Source organism: Oribacterium sp. HCP3S3_B9 (assembly GCF_052064255.1).
GTDB lineage: Bacteria > Bacillota > Clostridia > Lachnospirales > Lachnospiraceae > Oribacterium.
This window is the reverse complement of the sequence record NZ_JBQHVY010000014.1, coordinates 22,711-43,272: the sequence shown is the minus strand read 5'-3', so window position 1 is coordinate 43,272 and position 20,562 is coordinate 22,711. Positions and strand designations below refer to the sequence as shown.

Here is a 20,562-nt window from a genome sequence, read left to right as displayed (position 1 = left end):
TCTGTGTCGTTCGTATTATGCACCAGGGCCTTCGACGAGTTCATTGCCTGGTCCGCCAGGGATGACTTCGCTGGTATGGCTGCTGCCCGGTCCTTCGCTGCTGTTGTTTGAGCTGGAGCCTGGGCCGGCGGTGCTGCTGTTATGATTCGAGCTGGAGCCGCCCGGGCCGTCGTAGCTGTTCTCCGGGGTCTTGCCCGGCTCTTCGATGGTTTCCTTCTGGCTCTCCTTCGTCTCCGAGCTGTTGTCCTTCTTCGACTCCTTCGTCTCGTCCTTCGAGTTTTCCTTCGTTTCCTTCTGGTTTTCCTTGGTTTCCTTCGTCGGACCTTCGATGATCTCGCCCTCGTCGGTCTCAGATTCCTTGGTTTCGCCTTCCTTCGTCTCGTCGGACTTCGTCGTTTCCGTGTCGGCCTTGATCTTATTGCCTTCGGCATCCGTCTCGTAGATGTACTTGCCGTTCTTGTCGACGCCCTTGATCAGGTAGCCGTTCTTGTCGGTCTTCGGGACCTTGATGACATTGCCGTCGGCGTCGGTTTCGGACTCCTTCGTTTCATTGGCCTTCGTCTCGGTATTTGCCTTGATCTTGTTACCGTCCGCGTCGGTCTCGTAGATGTACTTGCCGTCGGCGTCGATGCCCTTGATCAGGTAGCCGTCCTTGTCGGTCTTCGGCTTCTTGATGGTCTCACCGTTCTCGTCAGTCTCGGCCTTCGTCTTCTCGATTTCGTCCTCGTCGGACTTCGTGAACTTCTTATCCGACTCCTCCGTCTCCTTATGGCTCGCATAATAGCCGGAGTCGTCCGAGATTTTCTGAGAGTAGCGCTTCACCGCATCCGATACGGTGTAGTTCTCGTCCGCGAAGAGGATGCTGTGGAGCCAGACGACATTGGACTCGAGTGTCGCCGGGATGACGCAGGCGCCCTTCTTGCCCATCATCTGATCCTTCAGGTCCTTCGGGAAGCCGACGGACTCGCGGATGTTATAACGGGAGATGCCCTTCGCGAGCTCGATGATGTCGGCGGTGTCGATGTTGAAGGCCACCTGCGGGAGCACGGTATCGATGATCTTCGTGAGGGTCGCGAGGTCGGTCTTCTTCGCGAGGTCGAGGCACTGCGAGATGACTTCACGCTGGCGCTTCGTACGCTCGAAATCGCTGTCCATGTAGCGGAGGCGGGCGTAGGCCACGGCCTGGACGCCGTTCAGGTGCTGTGGGCCGGCCTTCTTGATGTACATGGCGGCCGGGTTCTGTGCGCTGATGCCGGACTTCAGGCAGGTTTCGTGAATGTAGGCATTCATATAGTAGAAAGCCGCCTTCGAGACGTCGATGTCCACGCCGCCGAGGAGGTCGATGACGTCCGCCACGGCCTTCCAGTTAAAGGTGACGTAATTCTCGATGTCGAGGTCGAGGTTTTTATTCAGCATCGCGACGGCCTGCTCCGGTCCGCCCTCGGCGTAGGCCGCGTTGCTCTTCGAGTAGCGGTCACCCTTTCCGATGTTCAGGTAGGTATCACGGTAGACGGAGGTCAGCGTGATATCACCAGTGCCCATGTTGACGTTTGCGATGATCTGTACGTCGGCGTTCGCGCCCTTGCCGACGTCGCCGTTACGGGAGTCGACGCCGAAGACGGCGACGGTCCAGTAGCCGGACATCTTCTGCTTCTGGGAGATGTCGATGTTGTCGTTTCGTACCTTGCTGACGTCGAAGGCGACGTCGGCGGTCATGTGCATGTAGCGGTAGACGAAGCCGAAGCCGAAGATGCAGATGAGGGTCAGGAGCTCGACGATCACCATGGTGATGATGCGGGTGCGGCGGGCCTTCTTCTTTTTGTCGCGCATGCGGCGCTCGTAGTCGGCGTCGAACTGTCCCTCGCCGATGCTGTTCAGCTGGCGGACGCCCGGCTGGGCCTCCTGCGGCTTCACTGGCGTCGTGCGGCGCGGACGGGCGTCGGATCTGGATGCCGGTCGCGCACCGGTGGTGCCGGTCGTCGGGCGGGTGCCCGGGGTGTCGGACGGGCGGGTGCCGGTGGATCCGGTCGTCGAGTACGCGTCCGACGTGGTGCCTGCCGAGTGCGGGGTGCGGGCTGTGCCGTCTGCAGCTCTGGCTGCTCTTCGCTCCGCTTCCATCTCTGAAAGATATGGGTTGCTGCGACGAGCTGTCGCCGCGTTACCGCTCTGCGGGTTCATGGCCTTATCCATGAGCCGGCCGGCCATCTGCTTATCATTTACGATTCGATCTTCGAGTGCGCGCTGTTCGGCTTCTGCCTCTGCCTGCGTGTGCGGGCGGCGCGTTTCCTTGCCACTGTCAAGTGCCATTCGTTTATCCTCATACTGCGGGTTGCAGCTACTTTTCAAAAAAACTTAGACGATTTTACCATACTTGCCCCGCTTCAGCAATTTTTACTTAATATGCATTTTTGTTTACGAATCCTTTAAAAATCGTGAGGAACAGGATTTTTACGTCGAGGGACATGGTCCAGTTCTCGATGTACCAGATGTCGTACTTCACACGCTCATAGATCGAGGTGTCGCCGCGGAGGCCGTTGACCTGGGCCCAGCCGGTCATGCCTGGGCGGACCTGATGCTTGATCATGTAGCGTGGGATCTCCTCCTTAAACATCTCGACGAACTGGGTGCGCTCCGGGCGCGGGCCGATGAGGGACATCTGGCCGGCGAGGACGTTGAAGAACTGCGGGAATTCGTCAATGGAGGTTTTCCGGATGAAGCGGCCGACGCGGGTGACGCGCGGGTCGCCTGGGACGGTCCAGCCCTTCTTTTCGTCCGCCTCGGTCTGCTGCACCATGGAGCGGAACTTGTACATCATGAACGGCTTGTTATGAAGGCCGACGCGCTCCTGCTTGAAGATGATCGGGCCCGGTGAGGTGAGCTTGATGAGGGTCGCGACGACGAGCATGATCGGGCTGAAGAGGATGATGCCGACGAGGGCGCCGCAGATGTCGACGGCGCGCTTCGCGGTGGCCTTGACCGGGTCGGTGAGCGGGACGTTCCGGATGTTGATGACCGGGAGGCCGTCCATGTCTTCGGTGACCGGCTTCGAGTGGATGATGTTGTTATAGTCCGGGATGAACTTCGTGTGGACGCCGGACTTCTCGCAGACGTGGACGATCCCGTCGAGCTTCGCGTAGGCTGCGAGTGGCAGGGTGATCGCGATTTCGTCGATGGTGTTCTGCGCGAGGATATGCTCGAGCTCGGAGATGCGGCCGACGACGCGAACGCCCTTGTAGCCTTCGCCGACTTCGGCGATGTCGTCGACGATGCCGTAGATGTGGTAGCCCCAGTCCGGGTTGCGGCGGCAGGCGTCGATGAACTGGTCAGAGGCGTCCGAGAAGCCGACGAGCATGACGTGCTTCTGGTTGAAGCCCTTCCGGCGGAGGCGCGAGAGGATGTAGCGGATGCCGAAGCGTTCGATCGTCGTCAGGGTGATGTCGATGATGGAGAACGCGACGAGCATACGGGTCGAGAAGTTGCCGAAGTATCCGGAGCGTCGGAACGCGAAGAGGATCGAGGTCAGCAGCATGAGGCCGACAGCGCAGGCCTGGCAGATGTGCCAGAGCTCGGCGCGCTTCGAGTGGGTGCGCTTCGGCTCGTACAGGTGGAACGCCCAGTAGAGAAGGAGGTACGCCGGTACGATCGGAATGAGCGCAGCGAAATAGACCTGCGGCGGGAGTACGCCGTGGCCCGCCGGGAAGATCGGTGCGACGATCGTCAGGAGCCACGCGAGGGCGTAGGACGCGCAGATGATGAGGACGTCCAGAAGGACGTGAAGATTATTTAAAAAACGCTGGTTATCTTTAATCATACTGGGAGTATACTCTATTTTTCTGAAAAACCTAGAGCAAGGATGTTAGAAATTTCTTAGGATTTCGGGTCTTCTGGAGGTAATATTTGTTTGTTTTCTTGTTATCCATACACTTTAATACCATCCTTCAGTATTTCGTTTACGAGTTCAAGATTATCTTTTAGCTGTTCCAGATTCAGCAGGTCCACTTCTTTTTTTAAAGCCTCCCGCAGGTCTTCGACGAGTTCATAGAACTTCATGCCGGAAACCGTGGTCGAAACCAGCAGATCTACATCGCTTGTTTCCGTCGCTTTTCCCTTTGCGTAAGAGCCGAACAGATAGCAATAGTCTACATCATAGGCTGCGAAAATGTCGCGGCATACATCTTTTATTCTCTGGATACTTAAGATGCCATGGCTTTCATCGATGAATCCATACTGGTCCAGCTTCTGTATCATATAGACATATTTCGGCGTATCCTGCTTTTTTTCATCCGTTTCATAGTTCTGGTATGTACGAACAGGGATGCCCAGGTACTTCGCACACTCGACCTGGGTCAGTTTCTTTTGCTTCCTTAATGTTCTTAATTTCATTTCACTGCTCATAAATTTCACTTTTCAGAAAAAAGTTAGCTGTTCTTGCTACCATAATTTTCATCGAATATACTGCTGTTTCGTTCATTATATCATCAAGCAAAGAAATACGCAGCAAAAATACGCGATTATTGCGTTCTTATACTCATGCAAATATGCGATTATTGCGTATTATGTTTTCTGATGACACGCAATTTTTGCGTGTCATTGCACGTGCAAACATGCAAAAATCACGTGTAGTTAAGAATATGTCATATTTTCAGTGCTTTTGTACTAATTTCGTACATATTCTCAACTAAATGCTACGCAGCCATTTCCCGAATCGAATATTTGATGACCTGTAGCCGTTGCCTGGAGCGGGAACGGAGTCAAGGAACAGTACGCTGGACGCATTTATGCGTCCGGGCAGTCCTTGACGGAGTGACACGGATCACCCTGCTGCCGAGAAAGGATCCACGAGATCCTTTCCTGCCTCCCCAACGAGGGGCGGGTCCGGGCAGCGCCCGGTACTGAATGTTCGGCCTCGCTATCATCTGGATGGGCTTCAGAGCTCTTTGTGGTAGATGCTTCCATATAGAAACCCCGGCATGCAAGGCAAGCCGGGGGGGCATTTGTCTTCAATTATCTGGTTTTACGACTGGGTGCCGGCGTCGGGGCCGTCCCAGACGATGCCTTTCAGAAGGGCGTAGTGCATGGGTTCGCCGACCTGTTCCTGCGTGAGGTCCTTCAGGGCGAAGTTGGCCTTTCGGAAAGTGAGGGCCGGGCTGTAGTACGGGTCGCCGTCGCGGAGGATGTCCTTCCAGGTGGTGCCGAAGGTGAGGATTTCGGAGTGGAAGCGGGCGAGCTTTTCCGGGGTGTCTTCCATGCCGCGGGACTTCGATTCGTAGTGGTAGAACTTCGCGTATGGGTTATACACGACGAGCTTTCCGAGGGCGCGGACCTTCATGCAGTAGTCGACGTCGTTGAAGGCGACGGCGAGCTTCTCGGTGAAGCCGCCGACCTCGTCGAAGAGGCTACGCTTTGTGAGGAGGCAGGCGGCAGTGACGCAGGAGTAGTCCTGGATGCACTTCGCACGGTGCATGTAGCTGAGATCCGAGTCGTGGGTGCGTACGAAGGCGGCACCGGCGATACCGCCCATGCCCATGATCACGCCGGCGTGCTGGATGTCTTCGTCCGGGTACAGGAGGCGTGCGCCGCAGATGCCGACGTCTTCGCGCTGTACGTAGCCGATCATCTCATCGATGGAATCCGGGTCGATCTCCTCGATGTCGTTGTTCAGGAAGAGGAGATACTGGCCGTGCGTGAACTGAACGCCGTAGTTGTTGATCGCGGAGTAGTTGAACGGGCCGTCCCACTTCACGACCTTCACAACCGGCTGCGGAAGAACCGATGCCGCGACGCTGTGATCAGCCGATACCTGGGCCGGATGCGATGCTGCGGAGTCCGATTCCGCAGTCGGAGCAGCGAATGCAGTCACTGGATCGATGAAGTCTGCCGGAAGCTCTTCCGGGAAGCGGTTCTTCAGTTCCTCATAGTACTTCCAGGTTTCTGCCTGATCCGAGTTGTTCTCGACGATGATGAACTCGAGGTTTTTATAGTTTCCGGCGGCGAGTGAGGTGATGGCCTTATCGAGATCGGCGCTGTGGTCCTTATTCGGGATCACGACGGAGATCAGCGGCTGCTGATTTTCGTAGATCGGATGGTAGAAGCCGTAGGTGATGCCCTGCTCGACCTTCTTTACCGGGAGGCCGATGCGCTTGCAGTGGTCATACACGGCGCGGGCGCCGGCTTCGAAGGCGTAGAGCTTTGCTTCCGGGTGCTGCGCGGTGGAGGCCTGGTGTGCGCGCCAGTGGTACAGCACCATCGGGATATGGATGATGTTGCTGCTCGTGAAGCGGCCCTGACGGAGAAGCTCCTGATCAAGCGAGTTCAGCGCCGCGGCGAGGGCCGGCTGCGCACTCTCCTTCGGCTCAACATCGACCTCCGTAGCTGCTGTCTGGTCATCGACGCCAGCCTTAGTCGAAGCAACGACGCTACTCCGCTGTGGGCCCGTGACTGCGTTTCCTGCGGAAGCATTGGCGAAGGAAGCGAGGCGGGCCTGCTCCATGGCCTGGGCTTTTTCGGTGGCGCGGAGGATGAGGTCGTAGTCCTGGGCCCCGTCGTAGGCGCTGCGCTCGTAGATCTTCCGGCCGTCGGCAGCGGTCTCGGCGATGGCGTCGAGGAGGCTGCGGCGGGCGACGAAGAGGTGGCAGATGTAATTCACGGAGCGGAGCAGGTCCGGGTTGAAGTCGGTCTTGAAGTGCGGTTCGAAGTAATAGATGTCCTCGAAGTCGACCTTGTCCTCGTCGGAATAGAGGACCTGGACGTCCGGGTGGGCGCAGATCGCGCGGACGCACTCATAGAGGGCCTGCGGCTCGAGCTCGTCGTCATGGTCGGCGAGGACGATGAAGTCACCGGTCGCCATGCGGATCGCAGCGTTGGTATTCTCCGCGATGCCGAGGTTCTCCGTGAGGGTCGCATAGCGGAAGCGGCTGTCTGCGGCAGCGTACTCAGCGAGGACCTCCTGCGGTGTACGGCCCTGCGCCGGGTCGTGCTGGATCTTCGCGTACGGGGTCGCGTCTACGAGGCAGACCTCAAACTTCGGGTAGGTCTGGTCGCGGATCGAGTCGAGCATGCGGCGGAGGAACTTCTCCGGGGTCGCGTAAACCGGGATCACGATGGAGAAGGTCGGCTGCATCGCGAAATCAGCGACACTCTCCCGCTGCTTCGCGAGCTCCTCGTCGGTGATGCGGACCTTCTTATACCACTCGTTATAGTCGTAGTCGTCCTGGATGTTCTGGATCTTGTGGACGGATTTCTTAAAGAGGGCGCGGAGGCCGTGCTTCTGGAAGTACTCCCAGGCCACCTCGACGGTCTCCCAGTGGAACAGGGCGAGGAGCTTCTCGCGTTTCCGGTGGGCGACGGAGTTGAACTCCTCGAGGATGTGGTCGGTGAACTTCACGCGCTTCGTCTGGCCGTCGGCCTGCAGCACGAGGATGCGGGTCTCGCCCTGCGCGTATGGGGTGTGCACGTCGAAGCCGAGGTCGCGCCGGAGCGCTCCGTGGGCCTTCACGACATCGCCGAAAAAGGCATTGACCACCTCATCACGGCGTACAGAGGACACGGTCGTGCCCGGGACAGGGTTGCCTGCCTGATCCACGACCGTGAGCTTCACTTCTTCTTCTGGATTTGAGCCGAAGGCCCAGCCCTGGAGCATGAGTTCGCCCTCACGCGCCAGCGCGATATCTACTTTAAATCGTAACATGATATTTCCTTTATATTATTTTGAGGCGTCCGCCATACCGCCGATCATCGCGTCCTCCGGGAAGTTCAAGCGCTCCTCCTCGACGACGAGCGGGCGACGCATGACGCGCTGGTTGATGCTCAGGATGTACTCGCCGAGCAGGCCGATGAAGAAGATCTGCACGGAGCCGAGGAAGAGCATGCCGATGAGCATCGGGGCCATGCCGGCTGGGAAGCGATCCCACCAGATGAGCTTCATGATGAGGTAAATGATGGCGATCAACATGCTGATGCCGCTGCAGGCGGCACCGAAGAACACCGCCATACGGAGGCCGACCTTCGTGTAGCTCGTGAAGCCGAGCATCGCGGCGTCGTACAGGGTGTAGAGGTTGTTGTGTGTGATGCCGGCGCGGCGCTTCGGCTGGGTGTACGGAATTTCCTTCCGGTGGAAGCCGAGCTCGGCGACGATGCCACGTAGGAACGGGGTCGGGTCGTTCAGCTGCCGCATGACGTCGATGAAGGCGTGGTCGTAGAGGCCGAAGCCGGTGAACTGCGCGATCTGGTCGACGGAGGACATCTTCTTTATGAGCTTGTAGTAGAGGCCGCGGAGGGCGTACATGAGCGGATTTTCCTTCGAGTGGGTCTTCACGCCGATGGCGATCTTATAGCCCTCCTCCCAGGCTGCGACGAACTGCGGGATCATCTCGATCGGGTCCTGGAAGTCGGCCGCCATGAGGATCGTGGCGTCGCCGGTGGACTGCAGCATCGCGTAGTACGGACTGTTGAACTGGCCGAAGTTCTTCGCATTGAAGATGGCCTTCACCTGCGGGTCCTGTGCACAGAGGCCGCGGATCAGCGCGCGCGTCTCGTCGTGGGAATCGTTGTCAATGTAGAGGAGCTCGTAGCGGTATCGAGGGAGGTCGGAAGCGAACATGCTCCGAAGGGCCTCGTAAAGCGGAACGACGTTCTCCTGCTCGTTATAGCATGGAATGACGATGCTGATGGTTTTCAAAATCTTATCTCCTAACGTGAAGGTGATTTGTGTGGGGCACGGGGCGCCGCTGTCGCGACATACAGCACGACCATGACGGATGCATGGCGGCGGGCGGACACGCGAGGGCACTATACCTGGCCCGAGGCGGTAAACCGCGGGCACGCGGGCCCGAATCTTATCTATATTACACTCTATGGGTGAAGGTGGCAAGATTTGGGATGGGATTTATATGCGGAGGTTTGGGATGGGATTTATATACGGATGTTTGGGATGGGATTTATATACGGAGGTTCAAACTTCGTATCCGGTCAGCCTGGGTGAAGCTATCTGGAGAAAAGGGAAGCAGAATGATCATACTTGCCCTTTTGTTTTGCTGGATGTGCGTTGGTTTCTCTGCATTTGACGCTGCCGCGCGGGCATACGGATCGATTTTCAGGTGATTATGGCGCGCGGCCCGGAAATTTTCACTGGCGAACCGGGTGAAATAGATGAAAATCGACGATGCTATCTAATAACTGGCGGATTATAAAATAGTGGATATTATTAACATCATTTATCATTTTGTGCACGGTGCTAAAAATATCCACTATTTCATAATCGGGCACATATTGGATAGTTTTCTGTAAAATCATGCATACGCATATAAGCGTACCATCCAATTTGCCTGGATTTTTCAAATAGTAGATATGTATTTTGGGCTTCAGAGAAAAATTGTTATAAGCAGATATCCAATTAACCTTTATTTATAAAATACTGGATATTCGAGCCCGGATTCTTCTTTTGAAATAAGGCTTTTCATATCCAGTATTTTCAAAATCGACTAAGAGTGGATATTTTCCAGTCATCTTCGATCATTCCAGCCTAGAAACATAGCCATTATTTTCAAAATTAAGCCATATTGGATAGGAATCATTTTAAAACGCTTATCATGCCTGCAGTTGAAGTTTTCCTGCTCCGCTCGGCCTGAGAAACTTGGCGGTTATCTTCGCAACCAATTAAATGCAAGGCCAACCATCGGGTAGCACTCTTATAATTATAGTAACATCCCCCACCGCACCTTACATTTTTACAGCGATCTTGATGGCTTTTCGTTCTTTCATGTCGTCGATGGCCTGGGCGATCTGGTCGAGACCGTCGTAGTGCTCCGTGATGAAGATGGACGGATGCACGCCGCTCTCCTGCACGATCTGCATCACGTGTTCGAGGTTCTGGCGTCCGCCCCTGCTCAGAGAGAACTTCAGGGTTTTCCCTGCCATGCCACGACCGATGGAAAACTTCGGGATCTGGATGCTGTCGATGTTGTCGTTCAGCTTCACGGTGTATGCTTTCCTGAGCACGTCGCCTGCAGCCTGTGCTTCTGCTTCGACAGCTGCGGCGGTGCTGGTGAGGTAGGTTTCGGCGCTGTTCATGGCTTCGAGGGTTTTCAGCTCGCCGCCCTGGGTGTCGAGGTCGGCACCGTAGTACATGACGTTCGAGACGACGCCGGTGCCGTACTTCACCATGTCGATGGCCTGCGGAAAGGCGAGGTCATCGCCACCGCAGATGAGGACCTTATCCGCGCCCTTCGTCTGTGTCTTCGTGAGGACGTAGTTCACGACGGGCGAGCCGGTGGAATTTGCGAGCGGATGCATGCCCTGTGGAAGCGGACAATGCAGGCGGCGATAGTTCAGCACTTCGACATGACAGCCTGACTGCGCATGGGCCTGACTCTGACTTCCGCCCGAAGCGGCTGAAGCACAATCTGGCGACACGGCGTCCGGCACTGTAGCTACGCAGTCTGGCGACACGGCGTTCGCATGCTGCTCTCTTCCATCTTCTGCTGCCATAGAAGGGCTGGTGACGTCACCGCCCGCCGGAACTTCCGGAACGCCGTGTGCCGACATCGCTGGGGCGAAGTCACTCATGGATTCTGCAATGCGGACGTTCTCCGGGCGGGAGCCGACGGCGTAGATCGTGCGGGCACCGGCGAGCTTCGCGCCGAGGATGGCGGCGAGGCCGATGGCCCCGATGCCCATCACGACGACGGTGTCGCCCGGCTTGACGCCGGCTTCTTCGACCGCGGTGAAGCCGGTCTGGAGGACGTCGACGCACATGAGGGCGTCCTCGAGCGTGAGGCCGTCCGGGATGTGTGCGAGGTTTCGGTCCGCGTACGGAAGGTAGAACAGCTCCTGGAAGGCACCGTCAATGGTGTTCCCAAGCATGTGCGCGCTGAAATTATGGCCCGCATGTGCATAGTTTTCCTCGACGTCCAGCTGACTCCAGTCCGGGGTGATCGCGGATACGGCGACGACATCGCCGACGTGGAAATCCGTCACCTCCGCGCCGACTTCCTCGACACGGGCGACGACCTCATGACCGAGCGTCAGGTCCGGGCGCTTCGGGCTGCCCTGCCAGATGGTATGGACGTCCGAGGTGCATGGCGAGACGAGCAGCGGCTTCAGCAGCGCGCCATGCGCGTCTATAAGCGTCGGCCGCTCCTTCTCGATGTAGGCGATATTTCCTTTTCCTTTCAGCACCAGTGCTTTCATCATCTTCGTTCCTTTTCATCTTGATATACATCACCATTCAGACAGAAAACAGGTCCAGGAAATACTTAGGAATATCAAGCCAAATGCTGCTCAGACTTCCCGAAGCTCTGGTAGCTGAACGGGAACCTGATGTCACAAACTGCCAGATTCTCATCCATATGACATTATGTATTTCACAATCTCTATTCTGAGCGATGCTTGGACATGAAGTATCAAACTGTTTACCGGTACTCCTCAATCCGGTCCGTGCGGAGCACGAGGATGCGGACATTTTCGTCGAAGCGTTCGCGGATGATGCCAGCGATTTCGTCGGTGTAGCCCGGGGCGACGATGAGGATCTCGTCGACCGGGTGAGCGACGGCGTAATCCGGGGCCACGATCGGGATGTGGGAGGCCGGCGAGAAGCGGCCCTGCTTGAACGGGGCGGAGTCGATGATATACTCTACTCTTCCGCTGAGTTTCGTGGTGGCGGCGAGGGTGAAGCCCTGGTGGCTCGCACCCCAGATGGCCATGGTCCGATGACTCTCCGAGAGGTGGTCGATGTGTGCATTGACCGAGGCAGAGAGACGGTCGTAGCTGTCGCGCAGGGCGGACACGTCGATGAGGCGACCGCTGTAGTGGAGCTCGCTGAGCTCGTCCGGGTCGGCCTTCCGTACGATGGCCTCGATCGTGTCACGGTTCACGAGGTCCATGCTGAGAAGCTCGAAGCCGCAGTCCTGCAAGAGCTTCTGGAGCGTGAACTCGGTGTAGTTCGCGATGTGGTCGCGCAGCAGCTCGTAGTAGCCGTTGTAACGGAGGATGTACTCGAAGCTCGGGACGGTGATGAGACCGAGGGCCTGCGGCTTCAGGTTGCGTCCGATGTTCCGGAGCATGTCGCACGGGTCCGGCTGATGCTCGAGGAAGTTAAACTGCACGAAGGCGTCGAACGGGCCCTCCGGGTAGCGCACGTCGCCGGTCGCGAAGCCCTCGTAGACGCGGTACTTTTTATCGGCAACAGCATTGGCCTCCTCGACGAGGGACGGCTTATGCTCGAGGCCGACGAGGTGGAGCGGGGCGGCGTTCGGCTGGCCAGACAGGGGATCACGCGCCTGGTCGCGGGCGAGCGCAGCGGCACCTTCCGGGTCCTCCGCGAGATTCTGCCACATGCGGAGGAACTCACCGCGGCCACAGCCGACTTCCACGATGCGGCGACCGTGGATGTGGTGCTCCTGCATGGCAGTCAGGAGGCGCGCGTACTCCTCGTGACGGAGGCGCGTCATGGTGCGGGTGCCACCGCCGGCGCGGATGACGTCACGGTAATAGTCGACCGGCTCGGTGTCAAACTGGACGAGGCCGCAGGACGGGCACTGGCAGAGGGTGAGGCTCAGCGGATGGTCCTCCGCGAGCTCCGACGCTGCCGGGATGTTCTGCGCACTCGCCGGCATGTCGTCGAGGGTCATCAGCGGCGACAGTGCGTGGCCGCAGGCGATACAAGTCATGTTCATATATAAGTCCTTTCATCGGTCATAAGCATGCACTTTTCGAATTTTCGTCACCTGGAAATCTACATCATCAAATAAGCTTTAAAAGCTGATGCAGCATCCGTGGCTCATGATTCTGAGCCTTCTTCCCGCATCGTTTTCAGGAGCATGCCGATGCCGGCTTCGAAGGAGATTTCCTGGTGGAAGCCGAGGCGCTGGAGCTTGAGAATCTCCGGTGACATGTTCGCGGCGCCCTCTGCGTTATTCGCACGGGTACCAAAGCGGAGCTCCGCGCCAGACGGGGCTGCGGTAGCGGCGGTGCCGGTGGTCTGTCCGCCCGCGCTTGCGGCTTGGGTTGCGCCAGCGGCGGTCGTCGCGTCCCCGTCCGCCGTCGTATCCGCATTTGCGGCGAAGCGGGCGGCAATGGCGTTCATGGCGATGACGTACTTTTTCAGCATGCGGGAATCGGAGCCGGCGATGTCATAGATGCCGGTGCGGGTGTCCTCGGAGCTGAGCAGGATGCGGATCGCGCGGGCAAGGTCATGGACCTCGAGGTAGTTCCAGCGCTGCTCGCACGGGCCGAGGATGATGGCTTCGTGACGGAGGGCAGCGCGAAGCACGGTGTTCACGAGGCTCGTTTCATGGTCACCGCTGCCGTACACGCTGTAGATGCGCATATGGATAAACTGCATCGGCGCGTCGTCGTAGATTTCTGAGAGGAGGCTCTGCTCGGTCGCCCAGCGGCCGAAACTGAGCTTCGCCTTTCCATAGGGACTCACCGGCAGGGGCACGCGATGATTGCCGCGGCCATACTCTGCCTGGGAGCCGGCGAAGAGGAACTTCCGCGCACCGAGCAGCTTCGCGTAGAGGTAGGCCTTCTTCGCGTTCTGGATGTTCTCGATCTGGATGTTCGTGTCGCTGCGGCCCGCGGAGCCGACACCGTCCCACGCGAAGTGGATCCACGCATCGATGAGGGGCGCGGCATCGTCGGCCAATGCAGGCAACGGCAGGTGGGTGGCAAACGGCGGTGCAGTGACGGCAGGCGCAGAGCTGCGAGCAGGAACCGCCACCGCGGCCTGCATGGCGGCTGCCGTGCCGGAATGGCCGGCAGGCTCGGCGCTGCGGTCAGGGGTCGCCGGCGCCTGATCCAGGCCCAGCACCTCCGCGTAGTGTGTTTCGCCGAGCTCGGCTTCCGGAAGCTCACTCAGGTCGAGGTGAACGGTCCGATACGTCGGATACGCGCTGATGCCATGCGCATCGAGCTCCTGCGCGCGCCGGCTGCCCGGGCGCACCGCGCCGATGACCTCATGGCCCTCCTGAAGCAGAAGCTTCGCAGTATACAGTCCCAGAAAGCTGGTGACACCCGTGATAAGCACTCGCACGATGATTTCTCCTTCTTACTGATCTTCTGGTTTTTCACAAAACCAGGAGAATTCTGATTTCAGCATTGCTGCATCCCACAAAACCCTTCGTTTGTCAACCGAGGGTCGTTTTCCTCCCAAAATCTAATATCAATCCAGCTGAACTCACTCATTTGCCAACCCGCGGGACGAGCATGATCCGGTCCATCTCCTCGTCCGGGAGGTATGGCGCGAGGTCCTCGAGTGGCGGGCTGATGATGCTGCCGTCCGGGAGGCGCTTCGCGGCGGACTTCGGGAGGAACTGCTGGGTCAGGGTCACCATGATCTCGCAGATGGCCGGGCCGTCGGTCGCGAGGGTCTCTGCGACCGCGTCGTGCAGCTCTTCGTTGTGATGCGCGCGGATGAACGGGAAGCCGTACGCGTGCGCGATCTTCTCCATATCCGGGAAGCTCAGGTCCTGGACGCCGCCCATGCCCGAGTCGACGCCAATGCCTACAAGCGGCTCTCCGCGGAAGAGGTTGGTCTGCGTCTGGCGGATGCTGTGGTAGCCGCCGTTGTTGATGACGAAGATCTTGATCGGCAGCTGGTGGCTGACGATCGTCTGGAGCTCCTGCAGGTTCATCTGGATGGAGCCGTCGCCGGTGAGGACGAGGATGTCATGCTTCTCGTACGCCGGATAATGCTCGTCGCGTCCAGTCCAGTACGGGTCACGGAGCTCGGCGGCGAGCCGGTCATCGGCGGATTCATGGAAGGATGGATCCGCAGCCAGTGCCGAATAATCGTGGTCCTGCTGCGCGTCGCCTGCATTGGCATCCGCTGTTTCCCGTGGAAGCGAGGCGTCCGTGCCGCCGCATGGGGTCGCCTCAACGGAGGCATGCACGGCCACCGCGGCACCGATCGCCGCCGGGAGTCCATAGCCCATCGAAGCGACGCCGTCCTGCGAGATGAAGCGGGTGCCCGGCTTGATGCGGTAGGCCTGTCCGCCCGCCACGCATGGGGAGCCGTTGCCGACGACGGTCACCTGACCCGGGGCCGCCTGGTCGGAAAGCTCCTTGATCAGCGCGTAGACGTTGGCGAAAGACGCCGGGTCCTCCGGAGACAGGGTTGGGTCGCTCGGCGCGAGGTATTCCGGCAGAATCGTCGGGTAGTTGTCGCGGTAGAACGCACAGGTCGCAAGCCAGCTGAGGCGAGTGCCCTCATTTTTAACATCCTGACGGGCGAGCTCCGTGTGGCAAACGCGGAGGGCGTCGTCACGGAGGAGGCCTTCACCGCCCTGGAAGAGCGGGTGCGCCGGGGTGTGACCGAGGACGTGGAGCTCGCGGAGCAGGCACTGCAGGAGCTGACGAGCGTCGGCGTGCACGGCGAGGTCACAGTGCACGGACGGCTTCCGAAGCTCCTCCGCATCGATGTCGTTCACGATCACGTAGGCGTCGCGGGCCCAGCTCTTGAAATCGTAGCCGACCTGACGGATGTTGAGGCGGGAGCCAATGCTGAGAATCAGGTCTGCATTCTGTACGGCGAGGTTGCCCGGACGGTCACCGCGGCCACCCGGACGGCCGACGTAGAGCGGGTCGTCGCTCGGGATGATGTCTGGTCCGTTCCAGCCGACCACGACCGGAATGTTGAGACGGTGTGCGACCTCAAGGAAGAGGGATTCGGCGCCCGCGATACGGATGCCGTTCCCCGTATAGAAGATCGGACGGCGGCTCGCGCGGATCTTCTCGAGGATGGTCTGCACCTGCTGCGGATCCACCGGCGGCACAGCTGCCTCACGCTTCGTCGTGTCGGCATCCGCCGGGATCCGGTGGGCCGCTGCATAAGCCTCGGTCGCCATGGCGGCCGGGGACGTCATCGCAGCTGCAGAACCGGATACTGCCGGGATGCTGGCAGCGGTGCCAGTGACGGATGCTCGGGCGACTGCATTGGCCTGCGTGGAGGCGACGGTTGCGTGGTCGACTGCATTGGCCTGCGCGACGGTGACGGTTGCGTGATCGACTGCATTGGCCTCATACGGAGAGCGCGCAAAGGCGTTCCGACAGAGCGGGTAGGCGTCGGAGCGCGTGGTGGCGTCCGTGGAGGTGGCCCAGCCGTCGCCACCAGCTGCGTAATCCGCCGGATCGAAGCCGATCAGCTCGTCCGTCTCGATAAACTTTCCCTGGATGTCGACCGGGATGTCGAGCCAGCAGGGGCCTGGGCGGCCGGTCTGGCTGAGATAGATGCACTTTTCGAGCGCGTAGCGGACGCGGTACGGGTCCGTCAGCATCTCCGAATACTTCGTCATACAGTCGATAGACTTCGTGATATCGAACTCCTGGTCGCCCATCGCGCGGAGGTGGGTGCCATTCTGCTCTTCTGCCCAGCGCGCGGTGTTGTCATAGCGGACCTGGCCGGAGATGATCAGCATCGGGATGGAGTCGAGCCAGGCACCAAGCACGCCGGTGATGGCATTGGTGCCGCCCGGGCCGGAGGTCACGCAGAGAAGCGCCGGCCGGTTGTAGATGCGGGCGTAGCTCTCGGCGGCCATCGCACAGGCCTGCTCGTGGTGCTGGTAGAGCGTGTGCATGCCCTTCTGGTGGCCGAAGGCGTCGTTCAGGTGCATGGCACCACCACCGGTCACACTGAAGTTCTGGGTGATGCCGTTTGCGACGAGGGTTTCGGAAATGTAGTTCGCAAGCTTGATTTTCATTACTTACTCCTGCTTTTTGTGAGGAGTGCGACTCCTCGTGATGTAGTTTATTTCGAGGTCGTGCGTCGGCCGTGCAGCCACGCGCATAACCATGATATTCGGTGAAAGATCGAGGCCGGGTGCCCACGTTCCGGACGACGGCATTGGCCTCAGGTAAGCAGCAGTCTCGACGACTGCGCGGGGCTCGGAAATGCGGTGTTTCGGGCGACCGCACGGGGCTCGGAAATGCGGTGTTTCGGGCGACCGCACGGGGCTCGGAAATGCGGTGTTTCGGGCGGCTGTACGGGGCTCGGAAATGCGGTGTTTCTGGTGGCTGCACGGACATCGAAAAAGTCACGTTCGGACGACGGCATGGAGCCGAAAAAGTGGCGTCCCGGGCAACGGCTCGGGAATCGGAAAAGCGGTCTTTCTAGACTTTCTATTGTACTAGTTCGCGGGAAGAGGCGCAAGAGGCCAGGGGATGAAGGACAGTAAGGCTCCAGAGGACAGGGGACAAAGGACAGTAAGGGGCGCGCCGATGAGTTACCGTTCTAACGTACTTAAGTCAAGGTGTGGCTGGGCGGACAGTAACACCGAGGATGAGGGCGATAAGAGTGAGATACGATGGATATCCCGATGAGAAGCATTCAAACGCAGCAGACAGAAGCGAACCTCGCAGGCTCCACGATCGAGTTCGCGAAGAAACATCCAGGAGCAGCTGAAAGAAACATCACTCTCAGCATGGCCAGACTGCCTGACGGCTGGACTGTCGTACCCGTATCTAATTTGGATCGAATTTCAGAATAGTGGATATACTTTTTGCCTAAAATGTTTGAATACGAATGCAAACTATCCAATTACTGGCATATTTAAAAATAATGGATATTAAAGTCTTTATTTCGTAAGAGAGTTCTGCTCTCTGGTATCCATCTTTAAAAAAAAGATGGATTATTGGATATGCACCCACAGAAATTCTTCTCTGAATGTAAAAATCTATATCCATTATTTCAGAAGGCAAGGTTTATTGGATAGTACGCTTATAAACGCCTGCCGGATTTTGAAGAAAACTATCCAATACATGTCATATTTTGAAATCGTGGATATTCACGCTCCTCTCAGGAAAATGATAAAAAATGTTAAAAATAACCACAATTTCAAAAAGCGCCACTTATTGGATAGTAACATCGATTTCCGTTAATTTCGGACGCTGCGCCAAAGAAATATCCGGCAGTGCCTACGTCGAGTGTCACTAGTGCGCGCGAAACAGATCGCTGATCGGAGATTGCGGACAGCGCCTTCGTCGAGCGCCGCTAGTGCGCGCGAGACAGATCGCTGATCGGAGATTGCAGACAGTGCCTTCGTCGAGCGCCGCTAATGCACGCGGGCCAGATAGTGCTCGAGGAGGCGGCGGTTTACGCCGTCACTTCGACGGAGGTCGCGGGTGTCGTCGAGGAGGCGACGGCAGGCATTGTAGGCGGGTTCGCCGCAGATGTCGACGCCGAGGATATGGATGTCGGGGTCCATGGCGAAGCGGTCGAGCTCGTGCCGGAATTCTGCTTCGGTCATGATGCCCTGGTCCCAGTTGGTGCGCAGCACTTTTCGCGAGAGGACGTCCTTATCGATGGAGATGTAGACCGGGAGGTGGAGCGCGTCGAGAAGGTGTGGAAGCTCGCGCGCGACGCGACCATCCAGGATGTCATCCTCTGTGAAGCAGCAGACGCGGACAGGTGCGGATGCGCATGGACGCTGACCGTCGGCTTCCCGGCGCACGGTTGCAGTTGAGCGAGGGGGCTGATCGTTGGCTTCCCGGCGCACGAATGTCCAGCTGTGGGATGCATAATCCGCCGCTGATACGTAGAATGGCCGAGCTGCCGCCGATACGCGGGGAGGGTGATTTGCGGCTGAAGCGAGAGGCGGCTGACCCGCGGCTGAAGCGTGGGTCGCCTGATCTGCGGTCTTCCGCCGTTCAGTTGCTGTTTCGGACATGTTTTCATCGCTGAAGCTGTCTTCATCCGCGAGACTCTGCAGCTCACGTTCGATGATGTCGGCCTGGGCACATTCAGGGCCAATGATGAGGACGGCGCGGCAGTGGCTGTTTCGGAGGAGAACGTCGCGGATCCAGGAGCCGCAGCTCATGAGGCCAGGGAAGACGGGTTTTCGGAGATCGACGTGATGGTCATAAACGACGAGTGCGAAGTCTTCGCTGATTTTTTCGCACCAGAAGCGCGTGAGGTAATGGAAGTTGCCGTTGTCAAGGAAATGGATGCCGCGTGCCGGGAAGTCCGCGATGCGACGACGGATTTCATCCGCGGCGGCATCGTCGCAGAAGCCAGTGGTACCGGACAGCGTGGTGAAATCGAGGATGCTCGGAGTGAACGGCGAAGACGGCGTGCGCGCGACCGTGGCCGACATGCACCGCGGTGATATAGTTTGCGCGCACGCGGGGCTGCCAGAGACGATGAACGACGCGCAAGATGCTGCTCGTACAGGTGCGGAGTCGCCGGAGCCTGCAGCCCGCGCGGTTGCAGGGCCGCTGGGTGTTGCGAGCGACATGGGGCGGTCGAACGGAGCGCCAGATGCAGCCCGTGCGTTTGCAAGGCCGCTGGATGCTGCGAGCGATACGGGCGCGGGGCCACTGAGGGGCGTGAACGATGCTTCACAGCTGCGGGATGTGCTGCTCTTCTGCTCTGAAATATAGAACGTTTCGTCTTCGTAGATGTGCGTGAAGTTCATGATGACGACGGGATCCTGCATGTGCCTGCCTCCTTTTCGCGTTTATGCGGACGGGTGCCTGTGTCGAGGGCACCTGCATTGGCCACTGAAACGGTGGCTTTTAAAACTGTATTTTACTCGGTCGGGGATGTGGGTGCAAGTGTGCTGCGGGTCAAAAAAAGAGCGTTGCGATGAGACGCAAAGCTCTTAAGATGCATAGGATCTTTTCAGTAGCCCGGATGTGGGAAACGGCACGCAGACGATCGACGCTGCATGCTGCTTCGAAGATGCCTTACAGGATATACTCGCTGACGACCTTGATGGCGAGGAGAACGAGTACGACAAGGATCGACGGGCGAACGATTTTCATACCGTTTTTCATCATGAGGCCGGCGCCGATGTAGTTACCGATCATATTGCAGATGGCGCACGGGATGCCGATCAGGAAGACGGTCTGGCCGTGCAGGATGAAGATCACGAGGGAGGTGATGTTCGTCGTCAGATTGATGACCTTCGTCTGGCCGTTGGCGGTTTTGATGCCAAGCTTCGCGAAGACGGTGAAGGCGATGATGAGGAAGGTGCCGGTGCCTGGGCCGTAGAAGCCATCATAGAAGCCGATGATGAGCGCGGCGAGGATGGCGGTCACGTACACTTTCGGGGTGTCCGTCTGCGCTTCTTCGACATTGTCGTGAAAGATGTGGCGGTTCAGGACGATGAAGGCGGTCACGGGCAGGACGACGAGGAGGATCGTGACGAGGACCTGCTCCGGGATGAGGAGGCTGATCCGGGCACCGATCGAGGAGCCGATGACGGCGGCGACGATGGACGGAATGGCGAGCTTCCAGTTGACGAGGCCTTCGCGGATGAAACGAACGGTCGCGACGGTGGTGCCACAGCAGCTGGAAAGCTTGTTGGTGCCGATGGCGTAATGCGCCGGGAGGCCGGCGAGCAGATAGGCCGGAAGGGAAATCAGACCGCCACCTCCGCCGATGGCGTCGACAAGACCGGCGAGAAATATAAGCGGACAACAGATAAGATAGGTCAGAAATGTGATGTGCATAGTGATGGTACCTCAGTGTGTGGTGGGTATGGCCGGGCGCGGCAAGCGCAGCAGTGCGGCAGGCGTGGTGCGGGCGGCGGGCTCAGCGGCCGCAGTGCGGGGCGGGCAGCGGCGCGG

General features: G+C 58.6%; 12 protein-coding genes. 1 reads left to right on the top strand and 11 read right to left on the bottom strand.

Going from position 1 to position 20,562, the window contains the following annotated elements:
• Window positions 1-15: 15 nt before the first annotated feature.
• The 10 genes from ACTNC3_RS07920 to ACTNC3_RS07875 all read right to left on the bottom strand — a co-directional run bounded on the left by ACTNC3_RS07920 (window position 16) and on the right by ACTNC3_RS07875 (window position 19,085).
• The gene (locus ACTNC3_RS07920) at window positions 16-2,307 is read right to left on the bottom strand and encodes an LCP family glycopolymer transferase (protein ID WP_441227055.1); all 2,292 of its coding nucleotides are present in this window, start codon (window positions 2,305-2,307) and stop codon (window positions 16-18) included.
• An 88-nt stretch (window positions 2,308-2,395) separates the two neighbouring features.
• The gene (locus tag ACTNC3_RS07915; protein WP_410042621.1) at window positions 2,396-3,811 is read right to left on the bottom strand and encodes an undecaprenyl-phosphate glucose phosphotransferase; all 1,416 of its coding nucleotides are present in this window, start codon (window positions 3,809-3,811) and stop codon (window positions 2,396-2,398) included.
• A 101-nt stretch (window positions 3,812-3,912) separates the two neighbouring features.
• Window positions 3,913-4,383: a nucleotidyltransferase domain-containing protein gene (locus tag ACTNC3_RS07910; protein WP_441227054.1), complete on the bottom strand. Its 471-nt coding sequence runs from the start codon at window positions 4,381-4,383 to the stop codon at window positions 3,913-3,915.
• Between the two features lie 631 nt (window positions 4,384-5,014).
• Window positions 5,015-7,687, bottom strand: coding sequence for a glycosyltransferase family 2 protein (locus tag ACTNC3_RS07905; protein WP_441227053.1), 2,673 nt, complete (start codon window positions 7,685-7,687; stop codon window positions 5,015-5,017).
• A gap of 15 nt (window positions 7,688-7,702) precedes the next feature.
• The gene (locus ACTNC3_RS07900) at window positions 7,703-8,677 is read right to left on the bottom strand and encodes a glycosyltransferase family 2 protein (protein WP_441227052.1); all 975 of its coding nucleotides are present in this window, start codon (window positions 8,675-8,677) and stop codon (window positions 7,703-7,705) included.
• Window positions 8,678-9,717: 1,040 nt separating this feature from the next.
• On the bottom strand, window positions 9,718-11,187 hold the full coding sequence (locus tag ACTNC3_RS07895) for an alcohol dehydrogenase catalytic domain-containing protein (RefSeq protein WP_441227083.1): 1,470 nt from the start codon (window positions 11,185-11,187) through the stop codon (window positions 9,718-9,720).
• A gap of 221 nt (window positions 11,188-11,408) precedes the next feature.
• Window positions 11,409-12,671, bottom strand: a complete 1,263-nt coding sequence (locus ACTNC3_RS07890) for a class I SAM-dependent methyltransferase (RefSeq protein WP_441227051.1) — start codon at window positions 12,669-12,671, stop codon at window positions 11,409-11,411.
• Window positions 12,672-12,775: 104 nt separating this feature from the next.
• Window positions 12,776-14,029, bottom strand: coding sequence for an NAD-dependent epimerase/dehydratase family protein (locus ACTNC3_RS07885; RefSeq protein WP_441227050.1), 1,254 nt, complete (start codon window positions 14,027-14,029; stop codon window positions 12,776-12,778).
• Window positions 14,030-14,177: 148 nt separating this feature from the next.
• Window positions 14,178-16,694 carry a thiamine pyrophosphate-binding protein gene (locus ACTNC3_RS07880; protein ID WP_441227049.1) on the bottom strand — a complete coding sequence of 839 codons (2,517 nt, stop codon included), beginning with the start codon at window positions 16,692-16,694 and terminating at the stop codon, window positions 14,178-14,180.
• Window positions 16,695-18,044: 1,350 nt separating this feature from the next.
• Window positions 18,045-19,085: a hypothetical protein gene (locus ACTNC3_RS07875; RefSeq protein ID WP_441227048.1), complete on the bottom strand. Its 1,041-nt coding sequence runs from the start codon at window positions 19,083-19,085 to the stop codon at window positions 18,045-18,047.
• Window positions 19,086-19,131: 46 nt separating this feature from the next.
• Here ACTNC3_RS07875 and ACTNC3_RS07870 point away from each other — a divergent pair, with 46 nt between their 5' ends.
• On the top strand, window positions 19,132-19,371 hold the full coding sequence (locus tag ACTNC3_RS07870; protein ID WP_441227047.1) for a hypothetical protein: 240 nt from the start codon (window positions 19,132-19,134) through the stop codon (window positions 19,369-19,371).
• 306 nt (window positions 19,372-19,677) lie between these two features.
• On the opposite strand, the gene ACTNC3_RS07865 is transcribed toward ACTNC3_RS07870, so the two are convergent.
• Entirely contained in the window at window positions 19,678-20,445 is a 768-nt protein-coding gene (locus ACTNC3_RS07865; RefSeq protein WP_410042631.1) for a sulfite exporter TauE/SafE family protein, read from the bottom strand.
• Window positions 20,446-20,562 lie beyond the last annotated feature (117 nt).

Bases quoted from the DNA above. Each gene is read 5' to 3' on its own strand.
- ACTNC3_RS07920 (WP_441227055.1), bottom strand. From the start codon at position 2,307: ATGGCACTTGACAGTGGCAAGGAAACGCGCCGCCCGCACACGCAGGCA.
- ACTNC3_RS07895 (WP_441227083.1), bottom strand. From the start codon at position 11,187: ATGAAAGCACTGGTGCTGAAAGGAAAAGGAAATATCGCCTACATCGAG.
- ACTNC3_RS07880 (WP_441227049.1), bottom strand. From the start codon at position 16,694: ATGAAAATCAAGCTTGCGAACTACATTTCCGAAACCCTCGTCGCAAAC.
- ACTNC3_RS07890 (WP_441227051.1), bottom strand. From the start codon at position 12,671: ATGAACATGACTTGTATCGCCTGCGGCCACGCACTGTCGCCGCTGATG.
- ACTNC3_RS07910 (WP_441227054.1), bottom strand. From the start codon at position 4,383: ATGAAATTAAGAACATTAAGGAAGCAAAAGAAACTGACCCAGGTCGAG.
- ACTNC3_RS07905 (WP_441227053.1), bottom strand. From the start codon at position 7,687: ATGTTACGATTTAAAGTAGATATCGCGCTGGCGCGTGAGGGCGAACTC.
- ACTNC3_RS07870 (WP_441227047.1), top strand. From the start codon at position 19,132: ATGAACGACGCGCAAGATGCTGCTCGTACAGGTGCGGAGTCGCCGGAG.
- ACTNC3_RS07915 (WP_410042621.1), bottom strand. From the start codon at position 3,811: ATGATTAAAGATAACCAGCGTTTTTTAAATAATCTTCACGTCCTTCTG.
- ACTNC3_RS07865 (WP_410042631.1), bottom strand. From the start codon at position 20,445: ATGCACATCACATTTCTGACCTATCTTATCTGTTGTCCGCTTATATTT.
- ACTNC3_RS07875 (WP_441227048.1), bottom strand. From the start codon at position 19,085: ATGTCGGCCACGGTCGCGCGCACGCCGTCTTCGCCGTTCACTCCGAGC.